The organism is Marinobacter sp. CH_CUG1437-1 (assembly GCF_037029655.1).
GTDB classification, from domain to species: Bacteria; Pseudomonadota; Gammaproteobacteria; order Pseudomonadales; family Oleiphilaceae; genus Marinobacter; species Marinobacter salsuginis.
Map to the genome: position 1 here is coordinate 98,877 of NZ_JAYMEW010000009.1, position 19,549 is coordinate 118,425.

At 58.3% G+C, this 19,549-nt stretch carries 18 protein-coding genes and 1 tRNA gene; 3 read left to right on the forward strand and 16 right to left on the reverse strand.

Going from position 1 to position 19,549, the window contains the following annotated elements; all coding sequences use genetic code 11:
- Nucleotides 1-171 precede the first annotated feature (171 nt).
- From WA411_RS18150 to rpsU, 5 genes are all read right to left on the reverse strand, one after another.
- Nucleotides 172-765, reverse strand: coding sequence for a PEP-CTERM sorting domain-containing protein (locus WA411_RS18150; protein ID WP_291910070.1), 594 nt, complete (start codon nucleotides 763-765; stop codon nucleotides 172-174).
- Between the two features lie 199 nt (nucleotides 766-964).
- A tRNA-Ile gene (locus WA411_RS18155) sits at nucleotides 965-1,041 on the reverse strand.
- Between the two features lie 95 nt (nucleotides 1,042-1,136).
- Nucleotides 1,137-2,981, reverse strand: coding sequence for an RNA polymerase sigma factor RpoD (rpoD, locus tag WA411_RS18160; protein ID WP_069184791.1), 1,845 nt, complete (start codon nucleotides 2,979-2,981; stop codon nucleotides 1,137-1,139).
- Nucleotides 2,982-3,101: 120 nt separating this feature from the next.
- Nucleotides 3,102-4,829 carry a DNA primase gene (gene dnaG, locus WA411_RS18165; RefSeq protein WP_291910067.1) on the reverse strand — a complete coding sequence of 576 codons (1,728 nt, stop codon included), beginning with the start codon at nucleotides 4,827-4,829 and terminating at the stop codon, nucleotides 3,102-3,104.
- Nucleotides 4,830-4,978: 149 nt separating this feature from the next.
- Nucleotides 4,979-5,194: a 30S ribosomal protein S21 gene (gene rpsU / locus WA411_RS18170; protein WP_007153483.1), complete on the reverse strand. Its 216-nt coding sequence runs from the start codon at nucleotides 5,192-5,194 to the stop codon at nucleotides 4,979-4,981.
- A gap of 238 nt (nucleotides 5,195-5,432) precedes the next feature.
- Here rpsU and tsaD point away from each other — a divergent pair, with 238 nt between their 5' ends.
- Nucleotides 5,433-6,488 carry a tRNA (adenosine(37)-N6)-threonylcarbamoyltransferase complex transferase subunit TsaD gene (gene tsaD, locus WA411_RS18175; protein ID WP_291910066.1) on the forward strand — a complete coding sequence of 352 codons (1,056 nt, stop codon included), beginning with the start codon at nucleotides 5,433-5,435 and terminating at the stop codon, nucleotides 6,486-6,488.
- A gap of 3 nt (nucleotides 6,489-6,491) precedes the next feature.
- Here the strand turns inward: tsaD and plsY are convergent, their stop codons facing one another.
- The gene (gene plsY / locus WA411_RS18180; protein ID WP_291910064.1) at nucleotides 6,492-7,082 is read right to left on the reverse strand and encodes a glycerol-3-phosphate 1-O-acyltransferase PlsY; all 591 of its coding nucleotides are present in this window, start codon (nucleotides 7,080-7,082) and stop codon (nucleotides 6,492-6,494) included.
- Nucleotides 7,083-7,222: 140 nt separating this feature from the next.
- On the opposite strand from plsY, the gene WA411_RS18185 reads away from it, so the two are divergent.
- Together WA411_RS18185 and folK (WA411_RS18190) are read left to right on the forward strand one after the other, a co-directional pair.
- Nucleotides 7,223-7,597 carry a dihydroneopterin aldolase gene (locus WA411_RS18185; RefSeq protein WP_291910062.1) on the forward strand — a complete coding sequence of 125 codons (375 nt, stop codon included), beginning with the start codon at nucleotides 7,223-7,225 and terminating at the stop codon, nucleotides 7,595-7,597.
- Complete coding sequence (folK, locus tag WA411_RS18190) at nucleotides 7,597-8,121, forward strand: 2-amino-4-hydroxy-6-hydroxymethyldihydropteridine diphosphokinase (RefSeq protein ID WP_291910060.1); 525 nt, start codon at nucleotides 7,597-7,599, stop codon at nucleotides 8,119-8,121. Before WA411_RS18185 ends, folK (WA411_RS18190) begins: the two co-directional genes overlap by 1 nt.
- On the opposite strand, the gene pgi is transcribed toward folK (WA411_RS18190), so the two are convergent.
- From pgi to gluQRS, 10 genes are all read right to left on the reverse strand, one after another.
- Nucleotides 8,104-9,765 (reverse strand): glucose-6-phosphate isomerase, encoded by a 1,662-nt coding sequence (gene pgi, locus WA411_RS18195; protein ID WP_291910058.1) that lies wholly within the window; start codon nucleotides 9,763-9,765, stop codon nucleotides 8,104-8,106. The two genes, folK (WA411_RS18190) and pgi, sit on opposite strands and share 18 nt — an antisense overlap.
- Before the next feature lie 22 nt (nucleotides 9,766-9,787).
- The gene (gene panC, locus WA411_RS18200; protein ID WP_291910056.1) at nucleotides 9,788-10,636 is read right to left on the reverse strand and encodes a pantoate--beta-alanine ligase; all 849 of its coding nucleotides are present in this window, start codon (nucleotides 10,634-10,636) and stop codon (nucleotides 9,788-9,790) included.
- Nucleotides 10,633-11,427, reverse strand: a complete 795-nt coding sequence (gene panB, locus WA411_RS18205; RefSeq protein ID WP_291910054.1) for a 3-methyl-2-oxobutanoate hydroxymethyltransferase — start codon at nucleotides 11,425-11,427, stop codon at nucleotides 10,633-10,635. The genes panC and panB overlap by 4 nt, the downstream gene beginning before the upstream one ends.
- 59 nt (nucleotides 11,428-11,486) lie before the next feature.
- Nucleotides 11,487-11,984, reverse strand: a complete 498-nt coding sequence (gene folK / locus WA411_RS18210) for a 2-amino-4-hydroxy-6-hydroxymethyldihydropteridine diphosphokinase (protein WP_291910052.1) — start codon at nucleotides 11,982-11,984, stop codon at nucleotides 11,487-11,489.
- On the reverse strand, nucleotides 11,984-13,312 hold the full coding sequence (pcnB, locus tag WA411_RS18215) for a polynucleotide adenylyltransferase PcnB (RefSeq protein ID WP_291910173.1): 1,329 nt from the start codon (nucleotides 13,310-13,312) through the stop codon (nucleotides 11,984-11,986). Before pcnB ends, folK (WA411_RS18210) begins: the two co-directional genes overlap by 1 nt.
- Before the next feature lie 49 nt (nucleotides 13,313-13,361).
- Nucleotides 13,362-13,622, reverse strand: coding sequence for a hypothetical protein (locus WA411_RS18220; protein WP_227514598.1), 261 nt, complete (start codon nucleotides 13,620-13,622; stop codon nucleotides 13,362-13,364).
- A gap of 417 nt (nucleotides 13,623-14,039) precedes the next feature.
- Entirely contained in the window at nucleotides 14,040-15,443 is a 1,404-nt protein-coding gene (locus WA411_RS18225; RefSeq protein WP_069184803.1) for a sigma-54-dependent transcriptional regulator, read from the reverse strand.
- A 7-nt stretch (nucleotides 15,444-15,450) separates the two neighbouring features.
- The gene (locus WA411_RS18230; protein WP_153634897.1) at nucleotides 15,451-18,414 is read right to left on the reverse strand and encodes an ATP-binding protein; all 2,964 of its coding nucleotides are present in this window, start codon (nucleotides 18,412-18,414) and stop codon (nucleotides 15,451-15,453) included.
- The gene (locus WA411_RS18235; protein ID WP_048497702.1) at nucleotides 18,404-18,580 is read right to left on the reverse strand and encodes a hypothetical protein; all 177 of its coding nucleotides are present in this window, start codon (nucleotides 18,578-18,580) and stop codon (nucleotides 18,404-18,406) included. The genes WA411_RS18230 and WA411_RS18235 overlap by 11 nt, the downstream gene beginning before the upstream one ends.
- Before the next feature lie 50 nt (nucleotides 18,581-18,630).
- Nucleotides 18,631-19,503 carry a tRNA glutamyl-Q(34) synthetase GluQRS gene (gluQRS, locus tag WA411_RS18240; protein WP_291910045.1) on the reverse strand — a complete coding sequence of 291 codons (873 nt, stop codon included), beginning with the start codon at nucleotides 19,501-19,503 and terminating at the stop codon, nucleotides 18,631-18,633.
- Nucleotides 19,504-19,549: the final 46 nt, after the last annotated feature.

A 19,549-nucleotide genomic window follows, 5' to 3' on the forward strand; every position in this document is an offset into this window, starting at 1 on the left:
AGAATTCGATGTCTGCAAAACCATGCGTGCTAGAGCGATCGGTCGCGTGAACTTAAAATTTGATTGCTGGGTAGAAATGGTGATGTTTCTGAAACTGCTGTTTGGTGGATACTTAAGAAAGGCTCCTCATAGAGGAGCCCAGCGTAACCCGTAAAAAAACTTGACAAGCCTTTAGGAGGTTTTGCTCCTTCGGCGTGCTATCGTCAGGCCAACGAGGCCAAGACCGAACAATGCAACTGTGCCCGGTTCGGGCACGGTGATGTCGCCTTTTTTTCCGTAGAGGTTAACGTGCGACAAGCCGCCACCCGTAGGCCTCACATCAGATCCCACGATAAAGGCCCACTCTCCAGAGCTAACGAGAGATTGGAGAGAGAATACAAACCATTCGTCTCGCTGGTTGCCTGTTCCAAACTTAAAGCCGAGTGCTCCTTCCGAGTAATCGTTCCAGAAGCTGGAATCGAAACTCCAAGTGTTAGGATCGCTAGTGGAACTTATATTGTAAGGGTTATTACCGTCGGACTTGCTTGCAAGCTCATAATCGCTTCCAACGCCAGAAATAAAAAGACTGTTATTGAGATTGTTGGGATTGCCGTTGATATTGCCTACCCCTGACGCAAGGCATGCCGATACTTGTTGATCGGATATCTGCATGTAATTGATCGTAGGGTCGTTGTTGCAGGAAATCATGGCGCCATGTGCACTGGCGCTTAACATCAGGCCAGCTAATATGCTTCCCGCTGCAATTTTCGATGTGTTGAACCTCATAACTTCATACTCCCGATGCCTTCCGTGCGTTATGCTTTTCAGATAAAGCAGGTTCTAGGCCAAGATAGGCAATCTCCGTATATTCAGTTGGTTGGATTATCGGAGTGGGATGCTTGGGTGGGATGTGTAAATTAATTTGACGGTTCAGAACGGCTTGCTTTAGCTGCTCAGTGGTTGTTTTTCTATAATCCACAGATAATGGTGGGCCCAGCTGGACTCGAACCAGCGACCAAGGGATTATGAGTCCCCTGCTCTAACCAACTGAGCTATAGGCCCGTTCAGCGAATGCTGTTTTGAAAGGTGTTTCCTGGGGGAAACAAAGCGGGCGCCATTATACCGGTGAGGTGTGGCGCCCGCTACTGTTGTGATGCTTATCCGTTGCCTTGGTCGTCGATAAAGCCGCGCAGGTGGTCGGAGCGTGACGGGTGACGCAGTTTGCGCAGAGCCTTGGCTTCGATCTGGCGGATCCGCTCCCGGGTTACGTCGAACTGTTTGCCGACTTCTTCCAGGGTGTGGTCGGTGTTCATCTCGATACCAAAACGCATCCGCAGTACCTTGGACTCGCGGGCGGTAAGGCCGGCCAGCACCGAGCGGGTGGCTTCGCGCAGGCCTTCGGCGGTAGCAGAATCCACCGGGGAGAGGGCCTGGATATCTTCGATGAAGTCGCCCAGATGGCTGTCTTCGTCGTCGCCGATCGGGGTTTCCATGGAGATCGGCTCTTTGGCAATCTTCAGTACCTTGCGGATCTTGTCCTCGGGCATTTCCATGCGCTCGCCCAGCTCTTCCGGCGTGGGCTCGCGGCCCATCTCCTGCAGCATCTGTCGGGAGATGCGGTTGAGCTTGTTGATGGTCTCGATCATGTGCACCGGAATACGGATGGTGCGGGCCTGGTCCGCGATGGAGCGGGTGATAGCCTGACGGATCCACCAGGTCGCGTAGGTCGAGAACTTGTAACCCCGACGGTACTCGAACTTGTCGACAGCCTTCATCAGGCCGATGTTGCCCTCCTGGATCAGATCCAGGAACTGCAGGCCACGGTTGGTGTACTTCTTGGCGATAGAAATAACCAGACGCAGGTTGGCTTCAACCATTTCTTTCTTGGCACGGCGAGCCTTGGCTTCACCGATGGAGACGCGACGGTTGATTTCCTTGATATCGGCAACGTCCAGATCCACTTCAGTCTGCACGTTCTGGATGCGCTTCTGCAGGCGAACAATCTCGTCAATACGCTCGGCCATCGGCGCTGCGTAAGGCTTCTTGCTCTTGGCGATCTTGTCGGCCCAATCCAGGTTGGTTTCATTGCCCGGGAATGACTTGATGAAGTCCTTGCGGGGCATTTTGCACTCGCGAACACAGATCTGCATGATCGCGCGCTCGTTCTCGCGAACCAGATCATTGGTGGAACGAACCACGTTGACCAGTTCGTCAAATGCCTTGTTGGCGAGCTTGAACGGAGCGAATACCTGGCCCAGCTCGTTCAGGGCTTCCTGGGTTTTTTTGTCGGAACGACCGTGCTTGGCCAAAGCCTTGTTGGCTGCATCCAGCTTTTCGTTGAGCAGTTCGAAACGAAGCCGGGTCTCTTCCGGATCCGGGCCGTTATCGGTTTCTTCTTCCGAGGAGTCGTCGTCATCGTCTGAATCAGAGTCGGAATCATCAGAGCTTTCGGGGGTGGTGTCCTCACCCATGAACGGCTCGGCATCGTCCGGATCCAGGAAGCCGGTTACGATGTCGCTGATACGGCCTTCGTTTTCAAGAATGCGGTCGTAGGCCTGGATAACGGTGCCAGCGGTGCCTGGGAAGTGGGCAACGGCGGCCATCACATCGCGAATGCCTTCCTCGATGCGCTTGGCAATGACGATTTCGCCCTCGCGAGTAAGCAGCTCGACGGTGCCCATTTCGCGCATGTACATGCGAACTGGATCCGTAGTGCGGCCGGCATCGGTTTCAACAGCGGCCAGAGCGGCGGCGGCTTCAGCGGCGGCGGCTTCGTCAGCGGTGGAATCACCCTCGGTCATGAGCAGGGTATCGGCGTCGGGTGTTTCTTCGCACACCTGGATACCCATGTCATTGATCATGCGGATAATGTCTTCGACCTGATCCGGGTCGGCGATGTCTTCCGGGAGGTGGTCGTTTACCTCGGCGTAAGTCAGGTAACCTTGTTCCTTGCCTCGTGCAATGAGGTCTTTCAAACGTGATTTTTGCGAATTGCCTGACATAGACACCCTGTGAACTCGCTTTTAGACGGAAAAAAAGTTAAACAGCCATTATAGCTGTCGCTCGGTCGCTCTGCCACCGAATGGTTAGATGGTGATCAGTGCGTCAAGTTTCAAGTGCTGCTAGTCCCCGGTGCCACCACTCAGGGCTCTCAGCTCCTGTCGTTCCTCGCTCGTGAGGTTGGACAGGTTTCTCAATAGTGCGGCAAGCCTTTGCTGGCGGGCAGCCTCTTCATTCGGGCTCAGCAGCTCTCGGGCGGCTGCCAAGGTGCTTTCCCTTGCCGGTATGTGCTCGATCCCGTCAAACAGGTGGTAAAACCGCTCGCGAGCGGCTGAATCCAGCGCCATCCCGCGCACCAGCGTTTTCCGGTCCCGAATGTCGCTTGCCAGAATCCACTCGGCAAAATTCCGGGCCTGATTGAATTGCCGGGAACTGCGGGCCAGTTCGGTCACCTCGGTGGCCAGGTCCGGTGCTTCCAGCAGGGCAAGGCACAGAATGCTGTCCTTGCTGAGCTTTACATCAATCCGATCTTCGGAAACCCGGTCCCGTCGCTCGCCGTTCCACCGGACTTTCTGTCCCTGCTGGCGGTTCTGCCACTGGTTCCGGCCACCGCAAAGGCGCAGCATTTCGTGCCACATGGCATCCCGGAGGGTGCTTCTGGGCATTTTGTTCAGCAGGGGTTCAACCCTGGCTCGCAGTTCGCCCCGGTGCTCCGGCAACTGCAGGTCCAGCCCTTCGCTCTGCCGGTCAAACAGGTACCGGGACAGAGGTGTTGCACCTTCAATACGCTTCTGGAAGGCCTGCGTTCCCTCCTTGCGCACCAGGGTGTCCGGATCCTCTCCCTGAGGCAGCATCAGAAACTGCAGGTGCAGGCCGTCGGCCATCAGTTCCAGTGCGTTTTCCATGGCCTTGTCGGCGGCCCGGAAGCCGGCCTGGTCGCCGTCGAAGCAGAACACTATGTGCCTGACCTGCTTTAACAGTGCCTGCAGGCTGTCCTGATTCGTCGCGGTGCCCAGTGTCGCAACTGCATAGTGAATGCCGTGTTGGGCGAGGGCTATCACGTCCATGTAACCCTCAACCACCAGCAGCTTGTCTAACTGCCGGATGGCCTGCTTGGCTTCGAAAAGCCCGTAAATCTCGCGACTCTTGTGGAATACATCTGACTCCGGAGAGTTGATGTATTTCGCCTTGTCGTCACCAAGCGTGCGCCCACCAAAGGCAACGGTTCTGCCGCGGGTGTTACGGATCGGGAACATGACCCGGTTGCGGAACAGATCCCTTGGCCTGCCGTATTTGTCAGACACCGTCCCTGTTTCAATCAGCGGGCCTTGCAGGTCCTTGCTGGCGGCATCAAACAGGGCGGTACCGGTTGAGGGGGCATATCCCACCTGATACTGCTCAATGATGGCGTTATCCAGTCCCCGTTGTTTCAGATAGTCCCGGGCGTAGGCGCCTTGCTGACCCTTGAGTGCCGATTGATAGAAACGGGTGGCAAAGTCCAGCGCGTCGGTTAAAGTCCGCGCCTGCTGCATTTCCTGCTTTGCCGCCCGGTCATAGGGGACTTCAAGCCCCACACGTTTGGCCAGCTCCTCAACCGCTTCGGTAAATCCCAGTCCTTCAAACTCCCTGACGAAGCTGATGGCATCGCCGTGGACGCCGCATCCGAAACAATGGTAAAAGCCTTTGTCTGGCCGGACGTTGAACGAGGGCGTTTTCTCGTCGTGGAACGGGCAGCAGGCCTTGTAGTTGGCCCCGGCTTTCTTGAGCGTAATGCGGGAACCGATCAGCTCCGCCAGATCGATACGATCCAGCAGGTTTTCAACAAACTGTTGAGGGATCAGTCCGCTCATGGGGGCTCCACATCAGGCCGTCATCGGAGTTGGCCAATAGCCAAAAATGCCGCCGAAGCCAGGCCTCGGCGGCATTTTTGAGTCGCTCTGTGCAGCCTGCGGCTGGACAGGCAATCAGTGCTTTGCAGTCAAGCGGCGTCAGGTAAAACTCAGTACAGACGCTCGAACTTGCGCTGTTCCCGCTGAAGCTTCTTGAGATGACGCTTAACGGCAGCGGCTGCTTTGCGCTTACGAACAGCGGTCGGCTTCTCGTAATGCTCGCGACGACGTACTTCAGAAAGTACACCCGCTTTTTCGCAGGAACGCTTGAAGCGACGCAGTGCTACGTCAAACGGTTCATTCTCTTTCACTTTAACAGCTGGCATTCGGAAATCACCTACCTGATAGATTCGGTTTCAATTTTGTCCGTCTGGCATGGCCAGATCGGTTCTCGATCCCTGGTCAGATTGGCTAAAACTCGACCAGTGCATATTTTAGGGCGGCAATGATAGCGCCTGCGTTATAGCAAGGTCAATGTTTGTTCGATGAATCTGCCAGTGGGTTTCGGGTTTCTGCTAAAATGCGCGTCGTTTTCATTTCTGCCAACCAATATGGCCCGACATTATGCTGATTCTAGGTATCGAGACGTCCTGTGATGAGACCGGCGTGGCGCTGTATGACACCGAAGCGGGATTGCTGGGACATGCTCTGTTCAGTCAGATCGACATGCACGCCGATTACGGGGGGGTCGTGCCTGAGCTGGCGTCCCGGGATCACGTTCGAAAGCTGCTGCCCCTGTGCGACCAGGTACTTTCAGATGCGGGCAAACGTCGGTCAGATATTGAGGGTATTGCCTATACTGCGGGTCCTGGATTGGTGGGCGCCCTGATGGTGGGCGGCTCGGTGGCCCATGCCCTGGGTTTTGCCCTGGGTGTTCCTGTTCTGGGCGTGCACCACATGGAAGGGCACCTGCTGGCGCCCATGTTGGAAGACAACCCGCCCGGATTTCCGTTCGTCGCATTGCTGGTCTCGGGTGGTCACACCCAACTGGTCAGGGTTGATGGCATTGGTGAGTACGAGATGCTGGGCGAATCGGTGGACGATGCTGCCGGTGAAGCCTTTGACAAGACCGCCAAGATGCTTGGCCTGGATTATCCGGGTGGTCCCCGGGTGGCGGCGCTCGCGGTAAAGGGAACCGAAGGCCGTTTCCGGTTCCCCAGGCCAATGACCGACCGGCCCGGGTTGGATTTCAGCTTCAGCGGGCTGAAAACCTTCACCCTCAACACCGTCAATGCTGCACGGGGGGCAGGCGGGCTGGATGAGCAGACCCGGGCGGATATCGCCCTGGCGTTTGAAGCTGCTGTGGTTGATACACTGACTATTAAGTGCCGTCGGGCCCTGGAGCAGACAGGTTGCAAGCGTCTGGTCATTGCCGGGGGTGTCAGTGCCAACAAACGCCTTCGGGCGGGCCTGGAGAAAATGACCGCCAAGCTAAAGGCCCACGTGTTCTATGCCCGGCCGGAATTCTGCACGGATAACGGTGCAATGATCGCCTACGCTGGCGCCCAGCGCATGAGGGCTGGCCAGCAGGATGGTGAGCGGATTGTGGCGGTGCCCCGATGGCCAATGAATACGCTGCCACCGATCAACGAACCGCGATCCACCGGTCTGGTGGACTGATCGCTACAGCCCGGCTTCGCGTCCCTGGGCCAGCCGGATCAGATTGTTCCGATGGCGAACCACAATCAGCAGGGCGAGCAGACCGAACAGGGGCAAGGTTTCCGGTTCAAGGAAGGCGCTGATCAACGGGCCACTGATAATCGCCACCAGGGAGGCGAGAGCTGAGATGCGCCAGCGCCAGATCACCAGCATCCAGATAGCGGCCATCATCAACGTTGTAACCGGAGCCAGGGCAAGGCCGGCCCCGAGTGCGGTTGCAACCCCTTTTCCACCCTTGAATCGATAGAAAACCGGGATCATGTGGCCGGTGACGGCGCAAAGGGCAACGACGGCCTGAACCATTACCGAAAGCCCGGCGGCATGAGCCAGCCATACAGGTAGCCAGCCCTTGGCCGCATCCAGCGCCAGAGTCAGCAGTGCTGGCGCCCAACCGCCCGTGCGGTAGACGTTGGTGGCACCGGGGTTGCCGGAGCCCTGGGCCCGCGGGTCTGGCAGTTTCCAGAGTTGGCATACCGGCAGCGCAAACAGCACCGAGCCTGCCACATACGCGGCGGCGCAGAGTAAAACCGTTAACACCGGGTCACTGAGAAGCATGCTGTGGGCTCGGAAGCAAAGACGACTATGGCCAATATGTGCGAAAATGCCCGCCCTGAAAACGCAGGTGGGCTTGATCACAGTATCCCCTGGCTGTGCGTTATTCAATCACCAAAGAGTGGAAGAACCCGGGAGCACCCTTGGCAGACACCGTATTGATCGAAGGCCTGGTTGTGGAGACTGTGGTCGGAGTTTACGACTGGGAGCGGGAAGTCACCCAGAGCCTGGTGATTGATCTGGAAATGGCCTGGGATAACCGGGTACCGGGCAAGACCGACGATGTTGCTGACGCCCTGGATTACGCGGCTGTGAGTACCCGGGTCGAGTCCTGCCTGCAGGCGCTCAGGCCGAAACTGCTTGAATATGGGGCGGAAGTTCTGGCCAAAACCCTTCAGGATGAATTCGGAATAAGCTGGCTGCGACTGGCTATTCGCAAGCCTGGCGCCGTTCCCGCAGCAAAGGCGGTGGGCGTGCGGATCGAACGGGGAGAGAAAACTGAGACAGGAGCACGTTAATGGCAGCGGCCGCCCGGGTATACATCAGCATTGGCAGCAATGTGGACAGGGAGCGCTACGTCACTGCGGCACTTGATGCCCTTTCTGGGTGGTTTGGCAAGCTGATTATCTCCCCGGTCTATGACAGCGAGGCTGTCGGATTTGACGGGTCACCGTTCTTGAACCTTGTGGTGGGTGTAGATACGTCCTTGTCGGTTGCCGAGCTGTCACAGCGTTTCAAACAGTTGGAAGCCGACAACGGCCGGCGTCGGGATGTCCCGAAATTCAGCGCGCGGACCCTTGATCTGGATATTCTCACCTATGGTAACGCGGTCGGTCGGATAGACGGCGTCGAGCTGCCCAGAGGGGAAATCCTGAAAAACGCTTTCGTGCTGCGGCCGCTCGCCGACATCGCGCCGGAGGAGGTGCATCCGGTGTGCGGTAAATCCTACGGCCAGTTGTGGCGGGAATACAGCACCGGCCAGCGGCTCTGGCCGGTGGATTTCAACTGGCAAGGGCGGCAGATCTCAAGCGCTGCCGGCTGAGCGGAACCGCTCAATAAGGTGATCGGTCGAGCTGTCGCTGGCCTGGTTGCCTCCTTCATCCCCAAGCAGTCGCGGCAAAATACCCTTGCCCAGTTGTTTGCCTAGTTCCACGCCCCACTGGTCGAATGAATCTACATCCCAGATTACCCCCTGAACAAAGGTGCGGTGTTCGTAGAGCGCGATCAGGGCTCCCACGGTCTCCGGGGTAACCTTTTCCATGGTCAGGGTATTGCTCGGCTTATTGCCGGGGATGACCTTGTGGGGCGCAAGCTGCTCAATCTCGCTTTCGTCCCGCCCTTCTGCTTTCAGCTCAGACCTGGCTTCTTCCAGTGATTTGCCGGCCATCATGGCCCGGGACTGGCTCAGGCAGTTGGCAAACAGGTCTGCGTGATGGGTAGCCACCGGATTGTGGGATTTCAGGGGGATGATGAAATCCGCCGGAATCAGTCGGGTGCCCTGGTGGATCAATTGGTGATAGGCGTGCTGGCCATTGGCGCCGACCCCACCCCAGATGACCGGTCCGGATTGCCAGCCCAGGGTATCGCCGGCCTGGGTCACGCTCTTGCCATTGCTTTCCATGTCCAGCTGCTGGAGGTGGTCCGGCAGGCTGCGAAGGTAGTGATCGTAGGGCAGGATTGCGTGGGTCTCGGCACCCCAGAAGTTGTTGTACCAGACGCCAAGCATGGCCATGACGACAGGCAGATTTTCCGCCAGTGGCGCTTCACGAAAGTGCTGATCCATGGCATGGGCGCCGGCCAGCAGAGCCCGGAAGTTGGCCATGCCAACACGGAAGGCAATGGGAAGTCCGATGGCAGACCAGAGCGAGTAACGTCCGCCTACCCAATCCCACATCGGGAAAACGTTGTCCGAATCAACGCCGAAGTCCTGTGCCGCGGGTACGTTGGCGGTCACTGCCATGAAATGCCGCGAGACAGCCTGTTCATCACCGCAGCGGTCCAGAAACCACTGTCGCGCCACCTTGCTGTTCTCCAGCGTTTCCTGCGTACGGAAGGACTTCGACTGGATCAGGAAAAGGGTGGTTTCCGGGTTTACCTGGCGAAGCGTCTCACAAATCTCTGTGCCGTCGATGTTGGCCACGTAATGGCAGCGGATACCAGACTGGGCGTAGGGCTGAAGGGCTTCGCTGACCAGCTTTGGGCCCAGATAGGAGCCGCCGATACCGATGCTCACTACATCGGTGAAAGGCTTGCCGGTGTATCCGGTACGACGTTGGTGCAGAACGTCGTTTACCAGTGTTTCCATGCGATCGAGAGTGCTCTGTACCACGGCGACCACGTCCTCGCCGTCTATCATGATGGCCTCGTTGCCGGGATGGCGCAGGGCGGTATGCAGGGCAGGGCGATCTTCGGTAATGTTGACCCGCTCCCCCTGCAACAGGGCCTCCCGCCTGGCTTCCAGGTCGCAGCTGCTGGCCAGAGCCAACAGTGCCTCCAGCACCTCATCCGTAAGCCGGTTCTTGGAAAAATCCAGTGACAGACCTGCTCCCTCGATAAAATAGCGCTTTGCCCGCCCCGGATCTTTATCGAACAGATCCTTCATCAAAACGCCTTCCAGGCGTTCCATGTGCTCCTTCAGTGTCTGCCATTCGGGTTTCGAGGTCAGTACTGCAGGATGTGCGGGCATCAGAGGTTCCTTTTCTGTTGGCTTATCGGGTAAGGGACAGGTTGTCGATCAAGCGGGTTTTGCCCAGGAAGGCTGCTGCCAGAATAGTAATCTCCCTGTCCTCCGGTGTGGCCGGCTTGAGGGTCTGGCTGTTGACGATGTTGAAGTAGTCCGGCCTGAGACCAGCATCCCCGAGACTCTGCTCAGCTTCGCTTTCCAGTGCCTGGAAATCTGTACGACCATCGTTGATCTTGGTCGCTGTGGCCTGCAGGGCCAGGTGGACCGCCGGCGCAATCTGCCGCTCCTGAGGTGTCAGGTAACCATTACGTGAGCTTTTCGCCAGCCCATCGTCCTCTCTCACCGTGGGGGCGCCCACCACGTCCACCGGAATCATCAGGTCCCTGACCATTTTCCGGATCACGGCGAGTTGCTGGAAATCCTTCTCGCCAAATACGGCAAAGTCTGGCTGAACCATGTTAAACAACATGGTAACCACCGTGGCTACGCCCTCAAAGTGACCTGGCCGGCTGGCACCGCAGTGGCCATCGCTGACATCAGGCACAATAACCTGGGTCTGCTTCGCCAGGCCTTCCGGGTAGATTTCTTCGGCGGCGGGCGCGAATACCAGGGTGTTTCCGGCGGAAGCGAGCTTTTCCTGGTCTTCGGCTAGCGTTCTCGGGTAGGTATCCAGGTCTTCGCCGGCTCCGAACTGCATCGGATTCACGAAGATGCTGGTTACCACCACATCCGCCATTTCAGCCGCCTTGCGAACCAGTGAAATATGACCTTCGTGCAGGTTGCCCATGGTGGGAACCAGGCCGATGGTTTTTCCCTGCTGGCGATAGCCGCGGAGGATGGTTCTCAGTTCTTTCAGGGAATGTACGGTTCTCATGCCTTGAACGTATGCTCCTCAGCGGGGAATGTGCGCTCGCCCACGGCTTTCACGTAGGTCTGCAGGGCTTCTTGTATTGAATCTGTCTCTGCCAGGAAGTTCTTCACGAACCGCGGCTTACGCCCGGTTGTAATGCCAAGCATGTCATGCAGGACAAGAATCTGGCCGTCAGTGTCCGGACCTGCGCCTATGCCAATGACCGGTGCTTTCACGGCCTGGGAAATTCGCGCCGCCAAAGGCGCGGGGACGCACTCCAGAAGGATGACATCGGCGCCGGCGGCCTCCAGTTCGCAGGCATGCTCGATCATCATTTCGGCGGCCTTTTCATCGCGGCCCTGCACCTTGTAGCCGCCAAATTTATTGACGAACTGCGGCGTCAGGCCAAGATGCGCGCACACGGGCACGGCCCGTTCGGTCAGGGCGGTAATGGTCTCTTTCATCCAGTCCGTGCCCTCAAGTTTTACCATGTGGGCGCCTGCCCGCATCAGTTCGGCGGCATTTTCCAGGGCAGATTCAACGGTGCCGTAACTCATAAAGGGCATGTCTGCCATGATCAGGGATCCGCGGTTGCCTTTGGCCACGCAGCTGACGTGATACACCATTTGATCCATGGTGACTGGCAGAGTGCTGTCGTGTCCCTGGAGTACCATACCCAGGGAATCGCCAATCAGGATGACGTGAACGCCCGCTTCGCTGACCACCTGAGAAAAGGTGGCGTCGTAGGAGGTAAGGGCAGCGAAGGCTTCGCCCTTCTGCTTGAACTCACGCAGGGTATTGATGGTAACAGCCATAGAATCCTTGCCTTTTGGGTGGATGGGCCTGGGCGTGCCGGGGTATCGGCGTTGAAGTGTTAAGGGTAATCCGCCGGCGGAAGCTTGCGCAAGCCGTTGTCGGGGCATTGGCTGCGCAGCTTGGAAATGGCGGTGCCATCCGGCAGAGCGAGGTCGGCCTTCAGGTCCATTAGGGGTTGGAGCGCAAAGTCACGGTTCCGTAGCTCCCGATGAGGGATGGTGAGGCGATCATCGTCGAGTACCTGGTTGCCGAACACCAGTATGTCCAGATCGAGCGTGCGGGGCCCCCAGTGCCGGAGCCGCTCCCGGCCGTGCTGTTGTTCGACGTTTTGCAGCTCGTCAAGCAACTGGTGTGGCGCCAGGGATGTCCTCAACCAAACCGCCCCATTAACAAAGTCGGGCTGGTCCTGGGGCCCCACCGGGCGGCTGGCATAAAAGGGCGATTGGGCCACCAGAACCGTCTCTGGAAGGTTAGCCAGGGCAGAGACTGCCCGGGCCAGCTGGGCTGCAGGGTCTTTCAGATTGCTGCCAAGACCGATAAAGACGTCTGTCATCATTACTGGGCGGGGCGTTTGACCGGTTTGCGGCGACGCCGACGCTTTCTGGGCGCATCGCTGCTTAATTGTGACAGCATCCGTTCCTGGCCACGTTCGTCTTCTTGCTGGAACTCGGTCCACCATTGGCCCAGTCCCGGTTCAATCTCGCCCGACGCCTCTCGAACCAGCAGGAAATCGTAAGCCGCGCGAAACCGCGGGTGGCTCATGGTGGCAAAAGCCCGCTTGCCCTGGCGCCGGGGCAGGCGCATCTGGAGTTCCCAGATTTCCTTCATGGGGCCGGAGAAGCGCTTGGGAATCGACGTTGCCTGCACCTGGCGGCCAATCACCTTGCCAATGGCACCGTGCAGGGCGGGCTGGACCGGGTCACCGTTATCCTGCCTGCGGTGCCATTCTGCTTGCAGCGCCGGCCAGAGCATGGCGGCAAACAGGAAGTAGGGTGTGACCGACTTGCCCTGGGCAATCCGGGCATCGGTGTTTCTCAGGGCTTGGCGAATAAGCTCATCCGGCTCTCCGGCCTGAATGGCTCTGACCGTCTCCGGAAACAGGGGCTCCAGCAGGTTGTAACGGGTCAGTAGATCGTAAGTGGCTTCACCATGGCCTGCGGAGAACAGTTTGAGTACTTCATCAAACAGGCGCGCGGGCGGGATATGAGTTAAAAGAGGGGCTAACTCACCGATTGGCGCTTCGGTTTCCGGTTCAATATCGAAGCCCAGTTTGGCGGCAAAGCGAATAGCACGAAGCATACGCACCGGGTCCTCCCGGTAGCGGGTTTCCGGGTCGCCAATCAGGCGCAGTTGCCGGTTGCGCAGATCTTCGATGCCGTTGGCAAAGTCGATAACGGTAAAGTCGCGGATGCAGTAGTACAGGGCATTGACGGTAAAGTCGCGCCGCAGGGCATCCTCTTCCTGGTTGCCGTAGACATTGTCGCGCAGCAGCAGACCGTGTTCATTGGTCCTGCGATCGTCATCATCGGTGTCGGTATCCGCTTCCGTGGCGTTGCCCCGGAAGGTCGTTACCTCAATCACCTCGCGGCCAAACACCACGTGGACAATCCGGAACCGGCGTCCGATCAGCCGGGAATTGCGGAACAGGTCGTGAACTTCCTCCGGCGTGGCATTGGTGGCAATGTCGAAATCCTTGGGCTTTCCACCCAGCAGGATATCCCTGACGCCGCCGCCTACAAGGTAGGCTTCATAGCCCGATTTGTTCAGACGATGCAGGACTTTCTTTGCAGGCTCGCTGATCACCGAGCGTGAGACATTGTGTTGGTCCCGGGGAATTTCCCGTCGCTGGTAGGTGCGGGCTTTCTTCTTTCCGTTGCCGGGCATTATGGAACGGAGTTTCTCGACCGATTGCTCGACAAGAGTAAAAATTGATTTAGGCATTGAAATCCGTGGTTGCGATGAGCAAAAACCGAGAGTTTAACGGTTTGAGCAGGATTTGCACACGTTTGCCGTGGATTACCGTTCCGGGGCCCAGAAAATCAAAAGGCGGATCCGTTTTCACGAATCCGCCCTCAAAGCGTTGACGATCTGCATTGTTTTTGTTTTTGCCGGGATTTTTCTTGGTTTTTGTACCCCACTGCATATCCCCGTTGAGGGGCATCTCAGCAGCGCAAACGGAAAGCTTTGAATACACAGAGCGGTCAGAGACATCGGGCGGGTCTGGGGTAGCTGCAGCGTCACCTCAAAGGCGATTCTTCTCTACATCTACAACTCGCACGTGCCGTGGGACCACTAAAAAGCAAAGTACCCAAAACACTCAGTTCGCTCACGTTCTGTTGTTGTTTTTGTTACCGAACGTTTCCCGCAGCTTTTTGTTCTTGTTGTTGGCGCTGCTTTGTCACTCTTGTTTTTGTTGTTGTGCGCCAAATAGATTGCAGTCCGTGTGCCAGTTTTTGAATGTTCTTTATTAACAGTACCTTACGATTTTGTAGGCCATAAGTGTTACCCCGTATTCAACCTAAGTGTTACCCAGATCACGTTACTTTAGTGGGGAGTGTTACCGACAGGAACATGGGGTAACAACTGAGTGCCGATTCACACTTTGGCGAGCTCAGTTGCCCGAGGATTTTTTCCGGGGGATGCCGAGCCGCTGCCGACGTTCCCAGAGGGATTTTCGGCTGATGCCCAATTTTTGAGCCAGCTCTGTCTCGCTCATGCGATCCTGGTTCTCCAGGACAAAATGCTGGAAGTAGTCTTCCAAAGAGAGATCGTTGGAGGAATCCACCTCGCGGGTGTGAGTCTGCTCGTTGTTGCCTTCCACGAGGGTCTCAGGGATGTATTCGTCGTTGCCTTCGCTATCAAGGTCCAGCAATGACGGCGTAATCACATCCCCGTCGCAGAGGATGGTGGCGCGCTCAATGGCGTTTTCCAGCTCCCGTACGTTACCCGGCCAGCGATGGCGTTCCAGGGCGCGCATGGCCTCGGGGCTGAGGTTGAGATCGGGTTTGCCCATTCTCTCCCCCTGGCGTTTGAGGAAGCGGCGAGCCAGTCCCAGAATATCGCTCTGGCGCTCGCGTAAAGGCGGTATCCGGATCTGCATAACATTCAAACGGTAATACAGGTCTTCCCGGAATTCCCCGGTTCGGGTCATGGCCTTCAGGTTGCGATGGGTGGCCGCAATCATTCGCACATTTACGGTGCGGCTCTGGGTTGAACCCACTTTCCGGATCTCGCTCTCCTGCAGCACGCGAAGCAGGCGGGCCTGGGCTTCAGCCGGCAGTTCGCCGATCTCGTCCAGAAACAGGCTACCGCCATCAGCCGCCTCAATCAGACCCGTTCTTGCCGAAACCGCACCGGTGAAGGCGCCTTTCTCATGGCCGAACAGTTCCGATTCAATCAGGCTTTCCGGGATGGCCGCGCAGTTTACCGAAATCAGCGGTTTCGCGGCGCGGGGGCTCAGCAGGTGCAGGGCGCGCGCGGCCAACTCTTTGCCGGTACCGGATTCGCCCTGGATCAGTACGGTGGTTTCTGTCGGAGCCACCTTCCGGATCAGGGTAAATACCCTCTGCATAGGCTCGCACTGGCCGAACATGATATTGGCCGGGTCGCTACTCTCGGGCGTTTCCGAGGGTGCCGCCGAGTCATCACCCGCATTGCGGGCAGAGGGCTGGCGGGCCAGGATATTCTCCACCGCAGCAAGCATTTCATCATGGTCGAACGGTTTTGCGATGTACTCAACGGCCCCCATTTTCATGGAATCCACGGCTGACCGGAGGCTGGCATAGCTGGTCATGATCAGCACCGGTGTATTGGGTGCGCGGTTGATCAGTTCCGTGCCTGCTGCTCCTGGCAAGCGCAGATCCGATATGATCAGGTCAAACTGATCCGGCTCGTGGTGCTGTTCGGCTTCCTCCACGGAAGCCGCATCGGCGACTTCATAGCCGGCATGCAGCAGCAGCTTGCGAACTGCCGAGCGAATAATGTCTTCGTCTTCCACGATCAGAATGCGAGGCATAGGAGTCTCAAGACCTTTGGTTCTGGCTGATGGCAATGTTGCCGGTTTCCGGTTCGTAGGCTGGCAATCTCAGCCTCACACAGGTTCCCCGGCCAGTGTCGGCGTCCGCCGGGCTGTCTACCTGAACGTTGCCATAGTGCTCTTCAATAATGCTGTACACCAGCGACAGGCCAAGACCGGTTCCCTGGTTGGGGGCCTTGGTGGTGTAAAACGGCTCGAAGATATGATCGAGCTGATCCCCGGGGATTCCGGAGCCCTCATCAACGACTTCGATGATAGCGGAGTAGCCATCGCCCTTTCCACTGACCCGGATGGTGCCTCCTTCGGGCGAGGCATCCCGGGCGTTGGCAAGAAGGTTAACAAACACCTGCACCAGGCGCTGTTCATCGCCCAGCACCTGCAAGGAGGGCGGGCAGTCGTTGATGTAGTGAATGCCCAGGCCCTTGTCGCTCAGGGAGAGCAGGTTGATAGACTCTTCCACGCAACGATGTATCGTCACCGGTTCGTACCGGTTGGCCTGGGCGTGGTTGCCGGTGCGGGCAAAGTTCATCAGCGACTGCAGTATGGTGGAGATGCGCCGCGTCTGTTGCTGGATCTGGTCTGCCGTATCGAGAATATCGGGGTTATCGGTTTCCAGTTTCAGGTTCTGGGCCAGCGATGAGATGCCGGTTACCGGGTTCCCGATCTCGTGGGCGACGCCGGCCGCCAGTCTACCCACCGACGCCAACCGCTCGCTGTGCATCAGCTCATCTTCTAGCAGTCGGGTTTCGGTCTGGTCTTCCACCAGGATGATGCTGCCGCCTTCGGTGTGGTCCGGCCCGCTCAGGGCGGCTTTGTGAAGGTTCAGCCAATGGGGCTTGCCACGCAGATCCAGCCGGTGTTTGTAGCGATGCAGGTCGGGCCCGCGGTTGAAATCCTCGAGCAGCAGATGCCAGTGCTCCGGCAGTGCCATCAGCCTGGCGCCGACCACATCATCGGCGGTAATGCCGGTGAGCGCCTCCATGGCGTGGTTCCACATCAGGATTTCACCGTCCTCGCCCACGGAGCAGGCGGGAATCGGCAGGTTTTGCAGTGTCTGGCGGTAATGTCGTCGCAGGTTGTCCAGCTCTCCGGCCAGGCCGGTAAGGCGGTTCTGGTAGTCGCCGAGGGCCCGCTCGACATAGCGAATGTCCTGGGCGGTGCCACCCTGGGCCATAGGCTTGAAGCCGAGATGGCGTTTGACCATGTCCCGGGCGACAGAGGGTCCGAGCAGACCCGACAGATTGATCTCCACCTGATCCCGCAGTCGTCTGAGCTGGTAAGGCCTGTATTCCACGTTGGGTAGCTTCAACTGGCTCAGTGCACGCTCCACTTCCCGCCGTGCGACGCCATAGCCCAAAGGCTCCGCCAGTTGCCGCACAAAATCACTGGAGGATGTCGCCAGCAGTTCACGGCGTTGAGGGCGGGACAGCGCACCCAGCGAGCAGGCCTGGGCTGCACTGTTCTCTTCACTGGTACTGGTGCTGAGGATGGAAATCAGCGCGAACACAGTAATGTTGGCGGTCAGGCTGACGAACGTGAATATATGCCAGTTGGTGTAATCCGGTATCAGCGGCGCGTCTATCCAGGCCAGCAGATTGGCCGTATGGGAGAAGGGTAGTACCAGGGTAACCACCCAGATGGTCAAACCGACAATCAGGCCGGCAATCAGGCCGCGGCGGTTGCCCTCCGGCCAGTAAATCACGCCCAGGGCGCCCGGGAGAAGCTGCAATGTGCCTGACAGGGAAATGGCGCCGAGAATGGAAAGGTCAAGGTTCTTGCCAACGGCCTCGTGAAACAGCAATGCCAGGAAAATGATCACGGCGATGAGCAGACGTTTGATCCACTGCAGCCAGCGATAGATGTCGCCCTGGTCTTTCGGGGTTTTCAGCGGCAGGACCACGTGGTTCAGGGCCATGCCCGCCAGTGCCAGCGTGCTGACGATCATCAGGCCGCTGGCTGCGGACAGGCCGGCAATGTACATGAACAGCGTCAGTACAGGGCTCTCCAGCGCTTGGGCCGCGCCGATAGCGAAGAACCCGGGGCCGGTGGTGACGGCCAGCTCCTGCCCGCCCCACAGAATCAGGGGTACCGGCAGGCCCAGCAGTAACAGGTACAGTGGCAGGCCCCAGCTGGCCTTGGCCAGTGCCTTTGGGGAAGGGTTCTCGCTGAAAGTCATGTGATACATGTGCGGCAGCACCAGTGCGGCGGCAAAGGACATCAGCATCAATGCCCGCCAGCTGCCGTCGTCAATGCTCAGAGTCATGGTGGTGGCTGGCGAGGTTCGGTTGTCCAGCCAACGCTCCAGACCGTTCATGCCATCGAAGACCCCGAACAGGATCACGCCCCCGAGCACCAGCAGCGCCGCCAGTTTGACCAGAGAATCAAAGGCAATGGCCAGTACCAGGCCCTGGTGGTTATCGGAATTCTGGTTACGGCGTGCTCCGAACAGCATGGCAAACAACACCACGATCATACTGAACATCACACTGATCAGCTTGGGAGAGGTGTCCGGCGCCAGGATACTGGCGGAGGTGGCGACGGCCTGGATCTGCATGCTCAGCAGCGCCAGTATGGCCCCGCCGGAACACAGGGTGACCAGGGTTCCTGCCCACTGGCTCCGGTAGCGGTAGGCGAACAGGTCGGCCAGGGAGGTTAACTGATAGGCGCGGCCAATCCTCATGACCGGGTTCAGAAGTACCGGCGCCAGCAAAAAGGCGCCACTGATGCCCAGGTAGTAGGCGAGGAAGCCGTAGCCGGATTCGGCGGCCATGCCAACGGCGCCGTAGACCGCCCAGATGCCCGCGTATACCCCCAGGCTGAGCACGTAAACCAGCGGGTGGCGAACCCAGCGCCTCGGCACCATGCCCCGCTCGGTAAACCAGGCAATGCCGAACAGCAGAATCAGGTACAGCAGGCTGGCGAGCAGCAGACCGGAGGCACTAAAACTCATTGGGGTCCCGCCGCCATTCCAGCCAGAAACCGATGGCAATCAGCCCGGCCCAGATAATGTAGGGGCTGTACCAGACGTTTCCCGGCGAAGTCCACCAGTCAAGGATGTTGGGCGAAAAGATATAGATGGCCAGTACCAACAGGAAGACCAGACGGTAGATATACATCAGGCATGCTATCCGCGCTGAGGTGTGAGAAGGGCTTTATACCATGTCCCTCACCGGGATGTCAGGTGGATGGCGCCCCGGTGCCAGTTCTCCCGGCCCCATTCCAGCAAGGATTCCAGCGAACCGGTTGCCAGTTCCGAAGGCGGATTCTGACCAAGGGCAACGAGGGCCTCGAACAGGTTGTCGACAGGCCTTTCATCGTTGAGCGCCGGGGCGTGGGTCTGCTTGCTGAGTTTCTGGCCGTGTTCGTTCAGTATGACCGGAATGTGTAGCCAACGGGGAGGGTGGGCGCCCAGAGCCCGGTAGATCTGCTGCTGTTGCGCTGTCATGTCCAGCAGATCCGACCCGCGCACCACGTCCGTGATGCCCTGATCAATGTCATCAACAACCACCGCCAGTTGATAGGCGTAGAACCCCTCTTTACGGAGGATCACGGGATCATCAAGCTCAGCGCGCACGGTTTGATGCTGTGGGCCCAGGAGTTGATCCCGCCAGTGGCAGTCCTCATCTTCCAGGGCAAAGCGGATGGCGTATGGGCGGTCACCGTCTATGGCTTTGCGGCTGCGGCATTGGTGGGGGTGTCGGCCCCCATGGGCTTGCAGCTCTTTCCGTGAGCATTGGCAGCGATAGGCGTAGCCGCTTTCGAGTAATTGATCGATGGCGGCCTGATAGGCGTCGTGACGTCTGGATTGAAACCGTACCGGTTCGTCGGGGAACAGGCCATGGGCGTCCAGGCTGGCTAGAATCTGGCCGGTCGCTTCCGGCGGCTCTCTCAGCGGATCGAGATCTTCCAGGCGAATAAACCATTGGCCGCCCTGGCTGCGGGCTTCCAGAAAGCTGGCAAGCGCAGTAACCAGTGAGCCAAAATGCAGCGGGCCGGTCGGAGAGGGCGCAAAGCGGCCCCGATAGGAAGAGTTGTTCATGATCGTCAGTCAGCCGGCGGGGCAGGAATAACCCGCGGCCGGCAGC

Coding starts and splice junctions, on each gene's coding strand:
- folK (WP_291910052.1), bottom strand. CDS start 11,984: ATGATGACAGACGTCTTTATCGGTCTTGGCAGCAATCTGAAAGACCCT.
- tsaD (WP_291910066.1), top strand. CDS start 5,433: ATGCTGATTCTAGGTATCGAGACGTCCTGTGATGAGACCGGCGTGGCG.
- rpsU (WP_007153483.1), bottom strand. CDS start 5,194: ATGCCAGCTGTTAAAGTGAAAGAGAATGAACCGTTTGACGTAGCACTG.
- panB (WP_291910054.1), bottom strand. CDS start 11,427: ATGGCTGTTACCATCAATACCCTGCGTGAGTTCAAGCAGAAGGGCGAA.
- plsY (WP_291910064.1), bottom strand. CDS start 7,082: ATGCTTCTCAGTGACCCGGTGTTAACGGTTTTACTCTGCGCCGCCGCG.
- pcnB (WP_291910173.1), bottom strand. CDS start 13,312: ATGCCCGGCAACGGAAAGAAGAAAGCCCGCACCTACCAGCGACGGGAA.
- rpoD (WP_069184791.1), bottom strand. CDS start 2,981: ATGTCAGGCAATTCGCAAAAATCACGTTTGAAAGACCTCATTGCACGA.
- pgi (WP_291910058.1), bottom strand. CDS start 9,765: ATGCCCGCACATCCTGCAGTACTGACCTCGAAACCCGAATGGCAGACA.
- gluQRS (WP_291910045.1), bottom strand. CDS start 19,503: ATGAACAACTCTTCCTATCGGGGCCGCTTTGCGCCCTCTCCGACCGGC.
- WA411_RS18225 (WP_069184803.1), bottom strand. CDS start 15,443: ATGCCTCGCATTCTGATCGTGGAAGACGAAGACATTATTCGCTCGGCA.
- dnaG (WP_291910067.1), bottom strand. CDS start 4,829: ATGAGCGGACTGATCCCTCAACAGTTTGTTGAAAACCTGCTGGATCGT.
- WA411_RS18230 (WP_153634897.1), bottom strand. CDS start 18,414: ATGAGTTTTAGTGCCTCCGGTCTGCTGCTCGCCAGCCTGCTGTACCTG.
- folK (WP_291910060.1), top strand. CDS start 7,597: ATGGCAGCGGCCGCCCGGGTATACATCAGCATTGGCAGCAATGTGGAC.
- panC (WP_291910056.1), bottom strand. CDS start 10,636: ATGAGAACCGTACATTCCCTGAAAGAACTGAGAACCATCCTCCGCGGC.
- WA411_RS18235 (WP_048497702.1), bottom strand. CDS start 18,580: ATGTATATCTACCGTCTGGTCTTCCTGTTGGTACTGGCCATCTATATC.
- WA411_RS18150 (WP_291910070.1), bottom strand. CDS start 765: ATGAGGTTCAACACATCGAAAATTGCAGCGGGAAGCATATTAGCTGGC.